Origin of the sequence: Streptomyces canus, from assembly GCF_041435015.1 — a bacterium.
In the GTDB taxonomy this organism is placed as follows: Bacteria; Actinomycetota; Actinomycetes; order Streptomycetales; family Streptomycetaceae; genus Streptomyces; species Streptomyces canus_G.
Genome location: NZ_CP107989.1, coordinates 9,614,948 through 9,631,041 on the forward strand (window position 1 = coordinate 9,614,948; position 16,094 = coordinate 9,631,041).

The 16,094-nt window shown below is 69.0% G+C and carries 12 protein-coding genes and 3 pseudogenes; 8 read left to right on the plus strand and 7 right to left on the minus strand.

Annotated elements, in window-relative coordinates; genetic code table 11:
* Positions 1-45 precede the first annotated feature (45 nt).
* From OG841_RS43805 to OG841_RS43825, 5 genes and pseudogenes are all read left to right on the plus strand, one after another.
* Positions 46-330, plus strand: a pseudogene (locus OG841_RS43805) (M23 family metallopeptidase); the annotation flags it as partial.
* 32 nt (positions 331-362) lie between these two features.
* Positions 363-1,118 carry a DUF6424 family protein gene (locus OG841_RS43810; RefSeq protein WP_328636267.1) on the plus strand — a complete coding sequence of 252 codons (756 nt, stop codon included), beginning with the start codon at positions 363-365 and terminating at the stop codon, positions 1,116-1,118.
* Between the two features lie 76 nt (positions 1,119-1,194).
* The gene (locus OG841_RS43815; protein WP_328636266.1) at positions 1,195-1,923 is read left to right on the plus strand and encodes a peptidoglycan-binding protein; all 729 of its coding nucleotides are present in this window, start codon (positions 1,195-1,197) and stop codon (positions 1,921-1,923) included.
* Between the two features lie 2 nt (positions 1,924-1,925).
* Positions 1,926-2,267: pseudogene (locus tag OG841_RS43820) on the plus strand (transposase); the annotation flags it as partial.
* Positions 2,268-2,307: 40 nt separating this feature from the next.
* A pseudogene (locus OG841_RS43825) lies at positions 2,308-3,079 on the plus strand (transposase family protein).
* 174 nt (positions 3,080-3,253) lie between these two features.
* Here the strand turns inward: OG841_RS43825 and OG841_RS43830 are convergent.
* Positions 3,254-3,598 carry a cupin domain-containing protein gene (locus tag OG841_RS43830; protein WP_328636265.1) on the minus strand — a complete coding sequence of 115 codons (345 nt, stop codon included), beginning with the start codon at positions 3,596-3,598 and terminating at the stop codon, positions 3,254-3,256.
* A 678-nt stretch (positions 3,599-4,276) separates the two neighbouring features.
* Here OG841_RS43830 and OG841_RS43835 point away from each other — a divergent pair.
* Together OG841_RS43835 and OG841_RS43840 are read left to right on the plus strand one after the other, a co-directional pair.
* Positions 4,277-4,978, plus strand: a complete 702-nt coding sequence (locus OG841_RS43835; RefSeq protein WP_328636264.1) for a 2-phosphosulfolactate phosphatase — start codon at positions 4,277-4,279, stop codon at positions 4,976-4,978.
* 263 nt (positions 4,979-5,241) lie between these two features.
* The gene (locus OG841_RS43840) at positions 5,242-7,224 is read left to right on the plus strand and encodes a S9 family peptidase (RefSeq protein ID WP_328636263.1); all 1,983 of its coding nucleotides are present in this window, start codon (positions 5,242-5,244) and stop codon (positions 7,222-7,224) included.
* Between the two features lie 30 nt (positions 7,225-7,254).
* Here OG841_RS43840 and OG841_RS43845 read toward each other — a convergent pair whose 3' ends face one another.
* On the minus strand, positions 7,255-8,049 hold the full coding sequence (locus OG841_RS43845) for a S1 family peptidase (RefSeq protein WP_328636262.1): 795 nt from the start codon (positions 8,047-8,049) through the stop codon (positions 7,255-7,257).
* Between the two features lie 169 nt (positions 8,050-8,218).
* Positions 8,219-8,845 carry a TetR/AcrR family transcriptional regulator gene (locus OG841_RS43850; protein ID WP_328636261.1) on the minus strand — a complete coding sequence of 209 codons (627 nt, stop codon included), beginning with the start codon at positions 8,843-8,845 and terminating at the stop codon, positions 8,219-8,221.
* 113 nt (positions 8,846-8,958) lie between these two features.
* On the opposite strand from OG841_RS43850, the gene OG841_RS43855 reads away from it, so the two are divergent.
* Positions 8,959-9,645, plus strand: a complete 687-nt coding sequence (locus OG841_RS43855; RefSeq protein ID WP_328636260.1) for an SDR family oxidoreductase — start codon at positions 8,959-8,961, stop codon at positions 9,643-9,645.
* 18 nt (positions 9,646-9,663) lie between these two features.
* On the opposite strand, the gene OG841_RS43860 is transcribed toward OG841_RS43855, so the two are convergent.
* The 4 genes from OG841_RS43860 to OG841_RS43875 are packed head-to-tail and all read right to left on the minus strand — an operon-like array spanning position 9,664 to position 15,994.
* Positions 9,664-12,741: an alpha-mannosidase gene (locus OG841_RS43860; RefSeq protein ID WP_371569931.1), complete on the minus strand. Its 3,078-nt coding sequence runs from the start codon at positions 12,739-12,741 to the stop codon at positions 9,664-9,666.
* Positions 12,742-12,792: 51 nt separating this feature from the next.
* The gene (locus tag OG841_RS43865) at positions 12,793-13,686 is read right to left on the minus strand and encodes a carbohydrate ABC transporter permease (protein WP_371569933.1); all 894 of its coding nucleotides are present in this window, start codon (positions 13,684-13,686) and stop codon (positions 12,793-12,795) included.
* Complete coding sequence (locus tag OG841_RS43870) at positions 13,686-14,618, minus strand: carbohydrate ABC transporter permease (RefSeq protein ID WP_371569935.1); 933 nt, start codon at positions 14,616-14,618, stop codon at positions 13,686-13,688. The genes OG841_RS43865 and OG841_RS43870 overlap by 1 nt, the downstream gene beginning before the upstream one ends.
* A complete protein-coding gene (locus OG841_RS43875) occupies positions 14,615-15,994 on the minus strand; it encodes an extracellular solute-binding protein (protein ID WP_328636257.1) in 1,380 nt (459 codons plus the stop codon). Before OG841_RS43875 ends, OG841_RS43870 begins: the two co-directional genes overlap by 4 nt.
* Positions 15,995-16,094: the final 100 nt, after the last annotated feature.

Genomic DNA, 16,094 nt, shown 5'->3' on the forward strand with positions numbered 1-16,094 from the left:
TATCACAAGAAGGGACCGCACTGGAGCCTGGGCTACCACACCGGCGCGGACTACGCCGCCGAACGGGGCACGACCTGTGTGGCGGTGGCCAGCGGTTCAGTCCGTTCCGGGGAGGACCGCAGCTTCGGTCACTACCTCGTACTCACTTCCGGAGGATCCGACTACTACTACTGCCACCTCTCCAAGCGGCTCGTCACCCGTGGTTCCGTGCGGGCCGGGCAGAAGATCGCCCAGGTCGGCGAAAGCGGGAATGCCACTGGCCCGCACCTGCACTTCGAGAAGCGCCCGGCAGGTAAAGGCTTCGGCTCCGACGTGACCCCCAAGTGGTAATCGACAGCCAGGTCCCCAGAAGGTGACACAGCATGACAACGCAGAAGGCAGTGGACGGTACTCATCCGCACACCGAAGCGGAGCAGCTCAAGTGGGAGATCAACATTCCCGGGCATGCGCCGCGCGTCGATTCGCCCCAGTACAAGAAGTCACGCAAACGCATGCACGAGGTGCTGGCCACAGTCGAGGAACCGTTCTTCGGCCCCGAGCCCGTGGAGGACCATCACGGCGGCGGGCTGTGGCTGAAGGACAACGACGGATGGTTCATGGTGAGCAACCTCGCCGGCATCGAATGGTCCGCGCAGTTCTGCGCCGACCCGGCCAAGGTCGACCTGCTGCGCCAGAACGCTCGTCGTCTCTACGCGGCGTTCCCGCAGGCCGTCGAGGAACTGGGTATACGGGAACTGCTCGACACCCCCATAACGGACGCCGACGATGTGGCCCGGTGGACCGACTCCATCTGCAACGCCAGCGTCCCGCTGCCCCACCACGAGCACAGCGCCAGGCTGCCCAAGGGCGGGGGCGTGCATCACTATCCGACGCCGATCACCGACATCGACCTGATCAAGTTCACGGACTTCGAACTGTGGGTCACCGACGAGCGCGGTCAGAACGTCGCCGTCGCTCCTGTGGACCGCCGAGGATCCGGGGACGCCCGCGTCCACGTCCTGTACGCCGCGCAGGACTCCACCCTGCGCGCGCCCCTGCTCGACGCACAGGCCGAGGGCCGGCCGCTCCTTCTCGACCCGAGCCACCCGGTCGCGCAAGCGGCCTTCAGAAACCAGTAGTTCTGCGGCGGCGGCCACAGTTGCCCAGGGGCCGTCGGCCAACGCTGACATGTGGAATGGAGAGGAGGCTGAGCACATGATCGCCCTGTCCAAGGTCCGGTTCGGTCAGACCAACGACGACGTTCGTGCCGTTCAGCGTGCCCTGATCGCCCGGGGTCGCAAGATTCCCGACGGGCCCACCGGCTTCTTCGGCGAACAGACCAAGGCGGCGTACCAGGCTGAGCAGCGTGCCCAGGGTTTCAAGGGGGCGGACGCGGACGGCATCCCCGGCTGCAAGTCCCTGACCGAACTCGGACGCCACGGCGGATTCGCCGTGGACTGCCGGGGGGCCGCAGCCGCAACACTCCACCGGCACGCCGGCGGACTCACTCTCGGCGAGGTCACGTACAAGGACCCGCACGACGAGTCCGGACTGGCCGCGATGCGCCGCTACGCCGCAAAGGCCTGCCAACTGACCGGCATGGACCCAAAATTCGGTGTCCCGGCGCTGGTCACTATCTCCCGACGCGAATCCGCCTACAATCACGCGAAGTTCCGGGTGAACCGCACCGACCGCAACGCGCGTGGCCCGATCGCACCCGACGGCAATCAGCGGAACTCCTCCCGGGGCGCCACACAGTGCGTTCCCTCGACGTTCGCCGCCTACCACCAGGCGGGGACGGCCACCACACCGTACGACGTGGTCGCGGACATGTGCGCCACGGTCAACTACGTCCGTGACCGCTATCACGTGAACCAGTCCGGCTCGAACTTCGCCGCCCGCGTCCAGCAGGCCGATCCGCGTCGGTCTCCCCACGGATACTAGAGGATCGCAACAACTGCCGGGCCTTCACCGAATCCGGCGTCGACCGGGCCTGCCGCGGCGCAGCAGCCATCGCCGATGGTGGCTACCAGGGCACCGGCCTGCTCATCCGGCACCGCAAACGACGCGGTCAGACACTCCTCAGCCCACGGCAGGAGGCAGAGAATGCCGTCCATCGCCGGGCCCACGCGCGGGTCGAACACGCCCTGTCCCGGCAGAAGAACTGGAAGATCCTGCGGGACTGCCGCCTCAAGGGCAACGGTGTTCACCAGGCCATGCTCGGCATTGCCCGGCTCCGCAACCTGGCCTCACAAGCCAAGCCACGCCCCATACGGGACAACCTTTAAAGCGTGTTGCAGGAGGCTGCGATCAGGTCATTTTCCTTGTATGTGTGGGGTGTTGAGGGCTGATCCGTTGTGGGTGGAGACGTTCACGGGACTGCGGATGAAGCAGTTCGAGCGGTTGCTGAAGGTGGTGCGGGAGCGGGGTGGCGACGGGGCCCCGGCTCGGGCGGCCGTGGTGTCTGCCGCTTGCCGACCGGGTGCTGGTGGTGGCGGTCTACTACCGGACGAGCCTGACCATGCGGCAGCTCGCGCCGCTGTTCGGAATCTCGCCTGCCACGGTGTGCAGGGTGATCCAGCGGTTGCGGCCCTCCTCGCGCTCGAGCCGGTCTCCCGTCCGGTCGATGCTGCGGACCGGCTGCGGATCGTGGACGGCACGCTTGTCCCGGTGCGCGATCGCACGGTCGGTGCATCGAGGCGCAACTACCGGTTTTCCGCCGAACGTGCAGGTCATCATAGATGCCGACACGCGCCTGGTCGTGGCCGCCGCCCCTCAGGCCCCGGGCAACAAGGCCGACGCCCACGTGTGGCGCAACTCCGGCCTGCCGCAGCAGTGCCAGGGCGTCACCGTGCTCGGCGACGGCGCCTACATCAACACCGGCCTGGTCGTCCCGCACCGCAAACGCCCCGGCCGGCCCCTGCTGGCCGGCGAAGAAGCCGACAACGCGGAGCATCGGCGGGTACGTGCGCGGGTCGAGCATGCGATCGGCCGGCTGAAGAACTACAAGATTCTCCGAGACTGCCGACAGCACGGCGAACGCCTCCACCACGCGGTCCGGGCCGTCGCCCACATGCACAACCTCGCCCTCGCCTCGTGATCAGAACAGCCGTGACCGGCCTTTGACCTGCAAAGTCACGGCCTTCTGCAACACGCCTTAGCCGACCATGACCAATCTCAGCGGCACTTTCTGTACCTCAACTACTCATACCCGGAAAGGGCCGCGGGCTGACGCCACGCCCTGCAGGTCAGCTGAGGATCTCGGCCGCCCTGGTCATCGGCCCCCTGCGTCACCGGTATTGATCGTTCCCGCCGGTTCGAACAACAGGATCGCGGTCTCCTCGTCCGCCAGGGGGCAGTGTTCGACTCCGCGGGGAACCACGAACAACTCGCCTGGTTCCAGCACCACGTCGCCATCCCTGAGCTGGACGGTGAGCCGCCCACTGATGACCAGGAACAGTTCATCGGTGTCCTCGTGGGTGTGCCAGACGAACTCTCCCTTCAGTTTGGCCAGCTTGACCTCGTAGTCGTTGAGCACAGCCACTCTCTTCTGCGACCACAGTTCGCTGAACTGCGCCAGCTTGTCGGCGAGATTGACAGGAACAGCGGACTCGGACATCGGGCATCCCTCCTCAAGGGCCGGGCAACCAGGAGCGACGTCTCAGACCCTCCACCCGGTGTTTCCAGCCTGCCGAGCCGGGCTCGGCCCGTCTTGCACGTTCCTTGCACGGCCTCTGACAGCCCCCCCCCGCACGTGCATCAGTGCCTGGCGGCCGCCGGTCTCTGGGATCGCCGAGGTCTTCCACACACACCTACTGACGGAGTCCCCCCATGACGGTCGGACCGTCACCCGTCCGGCTTCTGCAAGCGCGGGGCGGGGCGAGGCGGGGCGTGAAGGTCGTACCGTCGGACGACGGGTGCAGCCCGCCCACACCCCGGCCCTCGGTCGGCAACTCGGCCCGCTCGCCGCCACGTTCATCACCCCCCGGCGCGGGGCCGGGCCCGGCTGCGCTACCTCACCCGCACCGAACTCGCCCGCGCCACCGCCCGCACCCTGAGGGAATGGCGGCCGGGGGAGCGGCGCAGCCCCTCGAAACGGAGCCTGGTACCTACTCGTACCCGTGCCCCCCGGCCCGCCGGCGCGCGATCGAGTACGGCACCTGAACGTCCGTCACGTGACCGCGATCGGGTTCGCCGCCTGAGGCGTCAGACGTCGGCGCTGATCAAGCCGTTGAGTTCAGCGCGGGGGTACTGCTTTCGGGGGACGTCGACTCTGTGCATGCGCGATCATGGTCAGATGGACGCTCGTTTCCTTGGCATCGCTCAGCTGGTCGACACCCCGTCCGTGGCGGTCGTAGTCGACGTCATGCGCGCCTTCACGGTGGCTGCCTGGGCCCTTGCCCAGGGGGCGGAAAAGATCGTTCTCGCCGAGTCGCTGGACGAGGCCCTGGCACTCAAGGGCCGCCACCCGGACTGGGTGGCGCTGAAGGACGGTCCGCCCGCGCCCGGGTTCGACACCGTCAACTCGCCCGGCCTGCTGCGTTCCCTCGACCTCGGCGGACGGACCGTCGTGCAGAAGACCACGGCCGGGACGGTCGGCGCCCTCGCGGTCAAGGAGGCGTCGCTGGTGCTGTGTGCGAGCTTCGTCGTGGCGGGGGCGACGGCTCGACTCCTGCGGACCGGCGAGTGCGCCGATGTCACGTTCGTGGTGACCGGCGAGGACGGGAAGGCCGATGAGGATCTGGCCTGCGCTCAGTACATCGCCCGGAGTGCCACCGGGGCGGGCACGGACGCAGCCGAGTTCCTCCGCCGCGCCCGCGAGTCGGGCGCCGCCGCCGAGCTGGTGGAGGGCGTGCGTCAAGGAGTCCACCCTGACGACGTCGCGCTCTGTCTTGAGCTCGACCGATTCCCTTTTGCCATGGTGGCGACCCTGGAGGACTCGCTCATGGTGCTGCGTCCACGCGCAGTGCCTTCGCCGACTGCCGAGGCTTCGCTCTGACGGTGCGGTCTGCGTCATGACGTTGCGGATCACGCGCCTGGCTGTATCGGCCCTCGGGTGATCGTAGGCGCTGGGCACACAAGGGAGTTGGGGGCAAGGCGAAACCCCCGAGTACAGGGGACCTCCTTTCCGACAGGCCGACTTGATCGCACCGGTGTGCCCGATCCGTGGGCAACCGACGGCTCCTCTTCGAGGAGCTACTCGGGCCGAAAGTCCGAGAGGAGGAGACTGGAACCCACTCCCTTCTGGGCAGGATGATCATCATGATCAACGCCCCGACCCCCTTCCATCACCACCTCGTCGAACAACCGCGCCTGACCGGCCTGGCCCTCGGTCCCGACGGCACCCGCCTGGTCGCGTCCGTCCAGACCCTCGACGACGAGGGCACGCGCTACGTGTCGGAGTTGTGGGAGGTGGATCCGGCGGGTGAGCGCGAGGCCCGTCTCGTGGCCGGATCCGCCCCGGGTGACTTCGCCCCCGCCTTCACTGCCGACGGCAGCCTCTTGTTCCTCTCCGAACGTGGCCCGCACGAGCCACCGGGAGCCGCGCTGTGGGCGCTGTCCGAGAAAGGTGAGGCCGAGCGGATCGCCCACCACACGGGCGGTATGACCGCGTTCACCGCTGCCCTTCGTGCGCCCACGCTCGCCTGGACGGCCGCCCTTCTGCCGGGTGCTGCGGATGCCGACACCCACGCCGCCCTGCTCCACGAGCGCGATCGGGCCCGTGTCACCGCGGTCCTGTACGAGGCGACCCCCACCCGAGCCGACGGCGTGGACCTCGGCCCCGCCGAACCGCACACCTTCGTCCGTCGGGGCGAAGCCCCGCCGATCGACGCGGGCGGCCAGGGCCTCGCGGGCGCCGGGGACATGGCCCTCTCCCCGGATGGGTCTGTGGTCGCCTACACGCGGGCCCCGACGAGCACCGCCCCGGACACCAACGAGGTGGTGATCGTCGACGCGGCAACCGGCATGGCGCGTCGCACCTTCTCTCTGCCGGGCCACCAGTACTACCGCCCGGTCTTCACCGCCGACGGCACGCGCCTGATCTGCCAACGCCAGCGGGAGGAGACGTACGACACGGAGTGGCGCGTCACCCTCGTCGCCCTCGATCCCGCATCCGGCGAAGAGACGGACCTCCTGCCGGACTTCGACAACTGGCCCTGGCCGGGACGGGCGATACCCTCCCCGGTCGCCGGGGACGCCACGCTGTGGTTCACCGGCGACGAGCGGGGCCACTGCCCGGTCTTCCGGCGTGACCCGGACGGCACCGTCACCCGCCTCACCGCTTCCGGCGCGTACTCCTCCCTCTGCGTGACGCCGGACGGGTCCCTCCTCTACGCCCTGCGCGGCGCGCTCGACAGTCCGCCCCAGGTGGCCCGCCTGGACGCCGCCGAGCCCGACCAGCAGCCCACCGTCCTCAAGGCACCGGGCGACGTCGGCCCCCTCCCCGGCTCGCTGACCGAGGTGCACACGACTGCGGACGACGGCTTCGCACTCCGCGCCTGGCTGATCCTGCCCGAGGGCGCGGGGCCCGACCATCCGTCACCGCTCCTCGTCGAGACGCACGGCGGACCCCAGTCGTCCTGGAGCGGCTGGCCCGGACAATGGAATCCCTGGCCCTTCGTGGCCCGCGGCTACGCCGTCCTCCTGCCCGATCCGGCGCTGTCCACCGGATACGGGCAGCAGATGCAGGCACGCGGACGCGGCCAGTACGGCGGCCGGCCCTACCGCGACGTCATCGCCCTGACCGACGCCGCGCTGGCCCGCGCCGACCTCGACGCGGGCCGAACGGCCCTTGCCGGCTGGTCCTTCGGCGGCTACCTCGCGGGCCGCGCCGCGACCCTGACCGACCGCTTCAGAGCACTCGTCTCACACGCCGGGATGTGGAACCTTGAGGCCTTCCAGAGCGACACCGACATGCACACGTACTTCAGGAAGATCTACGGCGACCCGCGCACCCGGCGCGAACGCTACGAGGCGGATTCACCCCACTTCGACGCGGAGAACCTGACGACACCGATGCTGATCGTGCACGGCGGCAAGGACTACCGGGTGCCGGTAGGTCAGTCCCTGGCCCTCCACCACGATCTCCAACGCCAGGGTGTACCCGCCAAGTTCCTGTACTTCCCGGACGAGAGCCACGGCATCGGCGCCCCGAACCACCTGCGCCTCGTGTACGAGACCGCCCTGAACTTCCTCGACCATCATGTCCTCGGCGAGGAATGGAGGCGGCCCGGGCTCCTGTGACATCGTTCGATCACGAGTCCGGCTCGGGCCTCAGTGGGTGGGGATGCCCAGATCCGTGGCGACCGAGTCCGCGCGGACGAAGACGGACACCGGGAACTGCTCGTCGCAGTACTTGTTGCCGGACGACACGATTCCGACCACCTTGCCGCCGCTGATCAGCGGCCCGCCGGAGTCTCCGGGGCAGATGCTGTCGGTGGTGCCGGGGCGGGGCATGCCGCACAGCATCATGGCGGGGTCGGTCTCGGGGTCGGTGTAGGGCTGACAGTCGGCGACGGGGGAGAGGACCAGCGTGGTCTGCTTGAGCCTGGTCCCGCTGATGCCGGGCCCGGTGCGTCCCCAGCCGAGCGCGGTGGCCTTCCGGCCCTCGGCCACCAGCTTGCCGTCCTTGGGGCCGGCCACCGGAATCGTCCGGTACGGCATCGGCCGGTCCAGGGTGAGGACCGCGGCGTCGTAGGCGTAACCGGGAGAGCCGTAACGCGAGTCCATCCGGGCCGAGGTGACCTCCCGTACCGTGCCGTCGGTGCCGTCCACCTGGGTGCGGCCGCCGATGACCCGCAGTGTGGACACATCGCCGGCGCTCTCGACGCAGTGGCCTGCCGTGAGCACCTTCGTGGGCGCGACGAGCGTGCCACCGCAGAACTGCCTGCCGTTGAACTCGATCAACATGGCGTACGGCCGGGCGTTCGTGGTGGCCGGACCGCCGCCCTTGATCGCGGACGCGGGAGCGGCGGTGGACCAGAGCGCGGCCGCGGCGAGCACGGCGGTGGTGACGACGGCGGCCGTGCGCGTTCCTGGGCGGTTGGATCTGGCTGCGCGGATCTGCATTGCGGTTTCCCCCTGAACTGCTCGGCGCGGGACGTGGATCGGCCCCGCGTGGTGTGGTCGGTGGGGAGGACGAGCGTCAGGGGCGAATTGGTTTCGAAAGGGCTCGCACTCGCGCACCTGCCCGCGGTCGCGACCACCGCGACCAGTCGTCGACCCCTGTCCGGCCGCTTCAGTCGAAGAGGATGTGCCGCAGCATCCGCGTGAGATGTGCGGTGAGCTGTTCCGGCGGCATCGAGGCGAGCGGGTCGGTGCGTGCGATGTACCGGCTGAAAGTGGTCCCGATCATCAGGGACCCCACGAGCGCCACCCGGGCGTCCAGGTCGTCGTCCCGAGCCGCCGCTCCGTCGGGGGAGAGCACGGAACGGTAGACGGCGGCACTGCGCTCCTGCATCGCGGACAGGAGGTCGGCGGCGGCGCGTTCGTCCGATGCGGCACCCCGCACGAGGGCGACGAGCGGGTCGCCCACGGGGTCGGACTCCATCCGCCGTACGAAGGCGTCGGCGATCCGGTCGGGGAGCGTCGTCGGGTCCCCGGCCGCCACCTGCTCCAGATCCCGATTGCCCGGTACCGCCGCCAGGAAGAGCCGTTCCTTCGACGAGAAGTGACGGGTGATCAGACCATGGGTGACCCCGGCCCGGCCGGCGATGTCCCTGAGGGTGGTGCGGGCGTAACCGCGCTCGGCGAAGGCGTGGCGTGCCGCGTCCAGGATGGCCGCCCGGTGCCCCTCGGGGTCCCGCCGACGCCTGCGCGTCGGACTTCCCGGCTCTTCCTGGCCATGCGCGGCGCCCTCTTCCATGTGATCACTGTACTTCTGGTCCGGGCGTCGTGGGCCGGTACCGCTATGGTTAATATCCAAGTGGATATTAAGAGTTGGGTGCGCCCAACCGGCAGCTGAAGGACGGTCACCATATGACCAACACACTCGTCGTAGGCGGCAGCGGCGGACTGGGCGCAGTGATCGCCCGGCACTTCGCCGACCGCGGCGATGACGTCGTCGTCACCAGCAGGGACACGGCGCGGGCGGAGGCCACCGCCGCCCGGATCGGCGCCGGCACGCGAGGGCTGGCCCTCGACCTCGGTCAACCGGAGACGATCGGTGCCGCGTTGGCCGACGTGACCGAGGTCGACCACGTCGTCATCACGGCGGTCGGCCAGGCGGCGAACTCCCTGGCGCAGTTCAACGTCACCGATGCCGTGGCGGCCGTGACCATGAAGCTCGTCGGCTACGCCGAGACCGTCCGTGTGCTGCGCGACCGCTTCAACCCCGGCGCCTCCGTCGTTCTCTTCGGCGGGCTCGCCAAGGAACGCCCGTACCCCGGCTCGACCATCGTCAGTACCTTCAACGCCGGTATCTCCGGCCTGGTGCGGACCCTCGCCGTGGAGATCGCCCCGCATCGCGTGAACGCCCTGCACCCGGGCCTGATCGGCGACAGCCCGAAGTGGCGTGACGTTCCCGACCCGCCGCACTCCGCCCAGACGCCGATCGGGCGGTTGGTGACGATGGCCGAGATCGCCGACGCCACCGAGTTCCTGCTCCGCAACACCGGCGTCAACGCCCACGACCTGCACATGGACGGTGGCCTCCTCGCCACCTGACCCGCGCTCGTGGCAGCCTCAGTCGCGTGACGCGGGCCGCAATCGCAGTGTCAGGATCTGGAACGGCCGCAGCGTCAACCGGACACCGTCCTCCAGCTGTTGATGGCTCGAAGGGTCGTCCAAGGGGCGTTCCAGCAGGTCGGTCACAAGGCAAGAGGCCAGCGGGAAGCCGGTGGTGAGCGTGGCCGCGGCTCGGGTGCCGCGGGATTCGTAGAGCCGTACGACGACGTCCCCGCTGCGGTCGTCGGCGAGCTTGACCGCCTCCACGATCACGCCGTCGTGGTCCACCGACACCAGCGGGGCGACCGTCGCACTGCCCGGCGCCGCACGCTCGGGCAGGTTGAAGCGGTACCCCTCGCGCCTCGCGTCGGTGACATCGGCGCCGATCACCAGCGCGTACCCGAGCCGGTGGGTGCCCTGGTCCTGGTCCGGGTCGGGGAAGCGGGCGGCGCGCAGCAGGGAGAGGCGGACCGTGGTGGTCGTACCGCCGTCGGGGCGCACGTCACGGGTGACGTCGTGGCCGTAGGAGGAGTCGTTGACCAGGGCGGCTCCCCAGTCGGGCTCGCCGACGTGCACGAAACGGTGGGCGCACGTCTCGAACTTGGCCGCGTCCCAACTGGTGTTCGTGTGCGTGGGCCGCTCGACGTGTCCGAAGGGGATCTCGGCGGTCGAGTGGGCGGCCCGTACGTCCAACGGGAAGGCCGCTTTGAGGAACTTCTCGCGCTCGTGCCAGTCGACAACCGTGTCGATCACCGGCCCGCGGGACCCGGCCGGCAACGTGAGGGTCTGCTCGATCCTCGACGCGCCGAAGACGCGGACGACCCGGACACCGTCGGCGATCGCCGTCACGGACTCGGCGTCGGTGAGGTCGCGCACGGTGTTGCGGTAGAAGACGTCGACGTCCCAGGCGTCCCACCGGTTGGGGAAGTCCTGGTGCAACTGGAGCAGGTTGCCGACCGCCCCGGGAGCCAGCGCCTCCCGTCCGGCGGTGTGGTCGTAGGCGGAGGTGATCAGGCCGCGGGCGTCCACGACGATCCGCACCAGACCGTTGTCGAGGACGAATCCGTCCCCGTCCGGGACCGGCGGCACCGGCACGGCGACGGCCTCAAGGCGTGGGACCGCGCCGAACGCCGCGACACCGCCCCGCGAGTGCGGCGCGGAGTTGAAGACCACCACGCCTCCAGCCGCCGTGCCTCCAGGACCCCCGGCCAACGCCCCCTGAGCGGCGCCGATCAGCTCCTCCAGTTCCCGGGCCACAGCCGCGTACGTCTCCTCCGCCTCCCGGTGCACCCAGGCGATCGACGTCCCGGGCAGGATGTCGTGGAACTGGTGCAGCAGCACCGTCTTCCACAGCCGGTCCAGCGCGTCGTACGGATACGGATGCCCGTGCCGTACGGCTGCGGTCGCCGCCCACAACTCCGTCTCGCGCAGCAGGTGTTCGCTGTGCCGGTTGCCCTGCTTGGTGGCGAGCTGGCTGGTCAGCGTGCCGCGATGGAACTCCAGGTAGAGCTCCCCCGACCATACCGGTGCACCGCCGTTGGCCTCGTACTCGTCGTGCGCGCGCCGGAAGAAGTCGACCGGCCCCTCCATCTCGATGCGCGCCGAGCCCTCCAGGTCCCTGAGCCGGTCGGCGCGCGCCAGCATCTCGCGCGTGGGGCCGCCACCGCCGTCGCCGTAGCCGAAGGGGATGAGGGAGTGGTTGGTGCCGGCCTTGTCCTGGAAGTTCCTCACGCTGTGGGCGACGTCGGCGCCGGACAGCTCGCCGTTGTAGCTGTCGACGGGCGGGAAGTGGCTGAAGATCCGGGTGCCGTCGATGCCCTCCCACCAGAACGTGTGGTGCGGGAACTTGTTGGTGGTGTTCCAGGACATCTTCTGGGTCAGGAACCACTTCACCCCGGCCAGCTTCATCAGCTGCGGCAGGGCCGCGTTGTAGCCGAAGGTGTCCGGCAGCCACATCTCCTCGGTCTCGACGCCGAACTCCTCCAGGAAGAACCGCTTTCCGTGGACGAACTGTCGCACCAGGGCCTCGCCGCCGCTGATGTTGGTGTCGGGCTCCACCCACAAGCTGCCGGTCGGCAGGAACTGCCCGGTCTTCGCCTTCTCCTGCGCCCGTGCGTACACCTCGGGGCGGTGCTCCTTCAGCCAGGCGAGTTGCTGCGCCTGGGACATCACGAACTTGAACTCCGGGTTGTCGTCCATGAGGTGGGTGACGTTGGAGACCGTCCGGGCCACCTTGCGCACGGTCTCGCGCAGCGGCCACAGCCAGGCGGTGTCGATGTGGGCGTGCCCCACCGCCGAGATCCGGTGCGCGCTCGCGTGCGCGGGCGAGGCGAGCACGGGGGCGAGGGCGGCTCGCGCGGCGGCCGCGCCGACGCTGATGTCCTGCAAGTCGAGTTCGTTCAGGGCGAGTTCGACGGCACGAAGGATCTGCCAACGGCGCGGGGTGTCGGGGGACAGCTCGGGCATCAGCTGTTCCAACACCTCCAGATCCTGGACGAGTTCGTGGACCTCCCGGTCGAACACGGCGAGGTCCAGACGCCGTAGCCGGTAAAGGGGTTCGCCGGGGTCCGCGGCCGGGTCTCCCAGCCACGGCGCCCGGCCGCCCACCGACGTGGGGCCGAAGGTGAGCTCGCCGGGAGCGGTGTGCATCACGACCGGGTTGGCGGCGGCCTCGACGTAGGCGACGAAGTCCTCACCGCCTGCGGCTCGTTCGGCCACCGGAAGCCAGGTGTTGCGCGGGTTGAGCGCCTTCACCGCGGTGCCGTCCGGCCGGTAGACCAACCCCTCGGCGGAGAAACCCGCTGAGTGGGTGGCGAACCCGAGATCCAGTACGGCCTCGACCGTCTCACCGGCCCAGTCCGCCGGGATCGTTCCGCTCACCTTGAACCAGCTCGTGGACCAGGCAGGACCCCACCAGTCGCCGACCCGGGCCGGGCGGTAAGGCGCGGCCAGGCCCTCGGAGACCGGGACCGGCTCGCCGGGGACGTTCCAGATCTCCACCTGGAGTGGGACGGACCGGGCATGCACGGCGGGCCGTATCCGCTCGTTCAGCACGCGGGCCAGCCGCTGTTCGGTGACTTCACGGTCGTTGTGCATCAGGTGTCCGTCTCCGTGCGAGTACGACGAGGTGGGGGGAACGAGTCCGGGTCAGCCCTTGAGCGCGCCGCCGAGCGCGAAGCCGCCGCCGAGTTTGCGGGCCAGCAGCAGGTAGAGCATCACCACGGGCAGCGAATAGAGGAGCGAGAACGCCGACAACTGCCCGTACTGCGTCTGGTCGTGGGCGGAGAGGAAGGTGAACACGCTGACGGACGCGGGGAGTTTCTCCGGGGACAGCAGCAGGATGAAGGGGACGAAGAAGTTCCCCCACATGCCGATGAACGTGAAGATGGTGACCACGACGACACCCGGCCGCATCAGCGGCAGCACCACCCGCCACAGCACCTGCATGGTGTTCGCTCCGTCGCTCCGGGCGGCCTCCTCCAGGACGATCGGCACGCCGTCCATGAAGTTCTTCATCAGCCAGATCCCGAACGGCAGCGCGGACGCGGCCAGGAACAGGGTCGTGCCCGGCATCGAGTCGATCAGGTTCACCTGCACGAACATGCTGTACACGGGGATCATCACGGCGGTGATGGGCAGCCCGGTGGAGAACAGGATCGTGTAGAGGAACGGTCGGCGCACCCGGGACCGGTAGCGCGAGAGCGGGTAGGCGCACAGGACGGACGCCACCACGGTCACCGCCGTGCCGAAGCCGCACAGCAGCAGGCTGTTGAGCATCGGCCGGTAGGTGGTGTCGACGTTGAGTACCGCGTCGAAGTTGTCGAGCGTCAGCGCCGAGGGCCACGTCAGCCGGAAGGAGTTGGTGTCACTCACCGAGGCGAGCAGCATCCACAGCAGCGGCAGGACGTACAGGACCGACACGGCGATCAGGACGAGGTTGATCGCGAGGCGACCGGGACGCACACGGCGCGGATGCCGGGCGGCGGGTGCCGGGACCGACTTCGAGACGGGCGGAGCAGGGGGAGTGGCGACGGCGGCCATCAGTCGTCCTCCAGTTTCAGCAGCCGGATGTACACGACGGAGAAGAGGGCGCCGACCACCAGCAGGACGAGGGCGATGGCGGTGCCGTAGCCGATCAGGCTGTTCTGGAAGGCCTGTTGGTACATGAAGATCGGCAGTGTCTCGCTCTTGTTGCCGGGGCCGCCGCGGGTCATGGTGTAGATCAGCCCGAAGACGGAGAGCGTCTGGAGCGTGATGAGCATCAGGTTGGTCAGGATCGAGGGCCTGATGACCGGCAGCACGACCCGCCACAACCGCTGCCAGGGTCCCGCCCCGTCCATCTCGGCGGCCTCCACCAGCTCCTGCGGTACGTCGTTGATGGCGGCGGTGAAGACCATCAGCGAGAAGGCGGTGCCGCGCCACACGTTGGCCAGGCACACCGCGAGGATCGGCATCGTGTAGAGCCAGTTCTGGTCCGGCAGATGCACCGCGTCCAGCAGCGAGTTGAGTGAGCCCTGGTCGTAGAAGAAGGCGTACATCAGATAGCCGGCGACCACCTCGGGCAGCACCCACGCGGCGATGACCACGCCGTTGACGAGGGCCCGTACCGGCTGGGTGGCCTTCTGCATCAGGACCGCGAGCGCGAGTCCGAGGGTGTTCTGCCCGATGACCGCGGAGCCGACCACGAACAGCAGGGTCAGCCACATCGCGTTCAGGAAGTCGGTGTCCTTGAACGCCCTGGTGAAGTTGTCGACACCGACGAAGTGGGTGCCGGCGGCCCCGGTGAGCTGCATGTCGGTGAACGCGTAGTACACGCAGTACGCGATCGGGCCGGCCAGGAACACCGCCAGCAGGACCACGGCAGGAACCGTCGGCAAACCGCGCAGGAGCGAGCGGACGGCGGGGGCGGGCGCCCCGCGGGACCGGCGGGGGTGACCGCCGGTCCCGGGAGGCGCCGGAGCGAGGGTGGTCACGAAGTGCCCTCCGCGGTCTTGTCGTCGCCCACCGCCGCCTTGACATCGTTATCGAAGGTCGAGGCGGCCTTGTCGACGGAGGCCTGACCGGTCGTCACGGACTCCATCGCCTTCTGGATCGCGGTCGAGACCTGGTTGTACTCGGGCAGCCCGGGCCGGTAGTGGGTGTCGGCGACCAGCTCCGTGAAGAACTTGTTGGTCGGCACCGAGTTCAGGTACGTCGGGTCGGACGCGACGTCCGTGCGCACCGCGATGTTCGCGTTGGTCGCGTTCCACTTGGCGGCGTTGGTCTTCGTCTGGAGTGTGGTCGAAAGGAACTTCCAGGCCAGATCGGGGTTCTTGGCCTTCGCCGGGATCGACCAGGCCCAGCCGCCCGACATGCTCGTACTGCCGGGCGCCTGACCGTTCTGCGTCGGCATCGCCGCGGTGCCCATCACCGACTGCCACTCGGTCCACGGTTTGGCCGCCGCCGAACTCCAGTTGTTGGGCATCCAGGAGCCGTCGATGTCGATCGCCAGCTTGCCCTCGGGGATGAGCTCGGTGCCCACGGCGGTCCCGAAGTTGGCGCCGAGCGCCTGTTCCTTGGCCGGGCCGAGCCCCTGGCTGTAGAGGGTGTGCACGAAGTCCAGCGCGTCCTTGAAGCCCTGGCTGCCCACGACCCACTTCTTCTGCGAGGCGTCGTAGAGCGACTTGTCGCCGGCCGGGGTGCCGTACAGGAGCATCTCGAAGCCCTGCATGGAGGAGGCCTCGCCGCCCGCCTGGCCGGTGTAGAGGTTCAGCGGGGTGACGCCGGGCAGCTTCGCCTTGATCTTCTTGGCGGCGGCGATCACGTCGGCCCAGGTCTTCGGCTGCCAGGGCACGGCGATCCCGGCCTTCTGGAGGAGCTGCTTGTTGTACCAGATCCCGCGGGTGTCGGTGTCGTCCGGTACGGCGTAGGTCTTGCCGTCGGAGGCTCCGGTCACCGCGCCCTTGGCGGCCTTGGCGTACTGCGACCAGTCGGCCCACTTGGCGGTGTAGGTGTCCAGCGGCTTGAGGTAGCCGCCCGCGATGTCGGAGTTGATGAGCGCGGTGTCCTCGTAGACCAGGTCGGGCGCGGTCGCGGGGGAGCGCATCATGAGCTGGAGCTTGGTGTAGTAGTCGTTCTCGGACGCGGTCACCGGCACGAGGGTCACCTTGGTGCCCGGGTTGGCCTTGGTGAACTCCTTCACCATCGAGGCGAGGAAGTTGGCCTGGAGCTTGTTGGTGCTGTCCAGGTTCTGCCAGTAGACGACCTTGATGGACTTGGCCGAGCTGCCTGACGAGCCCGAACCGCAGCCGGTGGCGGCCAGGGCGGTGGCGGCGGTGAAGGCCGCGGCGGTGACGATTCTCGAGCGCACAGTGGTTCCTCCGGGACGCGAAACCTGAGGGAAAGCCGCGAGTTTTACGGCCTGGAGGCCAGCCAGGACGACGCGCCGTACTCTGCGCCACCCTGCGCTG

Bases quoted from the DNA above. Each gene is read 5' to 3' on its own strand.
- OG841_RS43855 (WP_328636260.1), top strand. From the start codon at position 8,959: ATGACCAACACACTCGTCGTAGGCGGCAGCGGCGGACTGGGCGCAGTG.
- OG841_RS43865 (WP_371569933.1), bottom strand. From the start codon at position 13,686: ATGGCCGCCGTCGCCACTCCCCCTGCTCCGCCCGTCTCGAAGTCGGTC.
- OG841_RS43810 (WP_328636267.1), top strand. From the start codon at position 363: ATGACAACGCAGAAGGCAGTGGACGGTACTCATCCGCACACCGAAGCG.
- OG841_RS43840 (WP_328636263.1), top strand. From the start codon at position 5,242: ATGATCAACGCCCCGACCCCCTTCCATCACCACCTCGTCGAACAACCG.
- OG841_RS43850 (WP_328636261.1), bottom strand. From the start codon at position 8,845: ATGGAAGAGGGCGCCGCGCATGGCCAGGAAGAGCCGGGAAGTCCGACG.
- OG841_RS43845 (WP_328636262.1), bottom strand. From the start codon at position 8,049: ATGCAGATCCGCGCAGCCAGATCCAACCGCCCAGGAACGCGCACGGCC.
- OG841_RS43835 (WP_328636264.1), top strand. From the start codon at position 4,277: ATGGACGCTCGTTTCCTTGGCATCGCTCAGCTGGTCGACACCCCGTCC.
- OG841_RS43860 (WP_371569931.1), bottom strand. From the start codon at position 12,741: ATGCACAACGACCGTGAAGTCACCGAACAGCGGCTGGCCCGCGTGCTG.
- OG841_RS43830 (WP_328636265.1), bottom strand. From the start codon at position 3,598: ATGTCCGAGTCCGCTGTTCCTGTCAATCTCGCCGACAAGCTGGCGCAG.
- OG841_RS43815 (WP_328636266.1), top strand. From the start codon at position 1,195: ATGATCGCCCTGTCCAAGGTCCGGTTCGGTCAGACCAACGACGACGTT.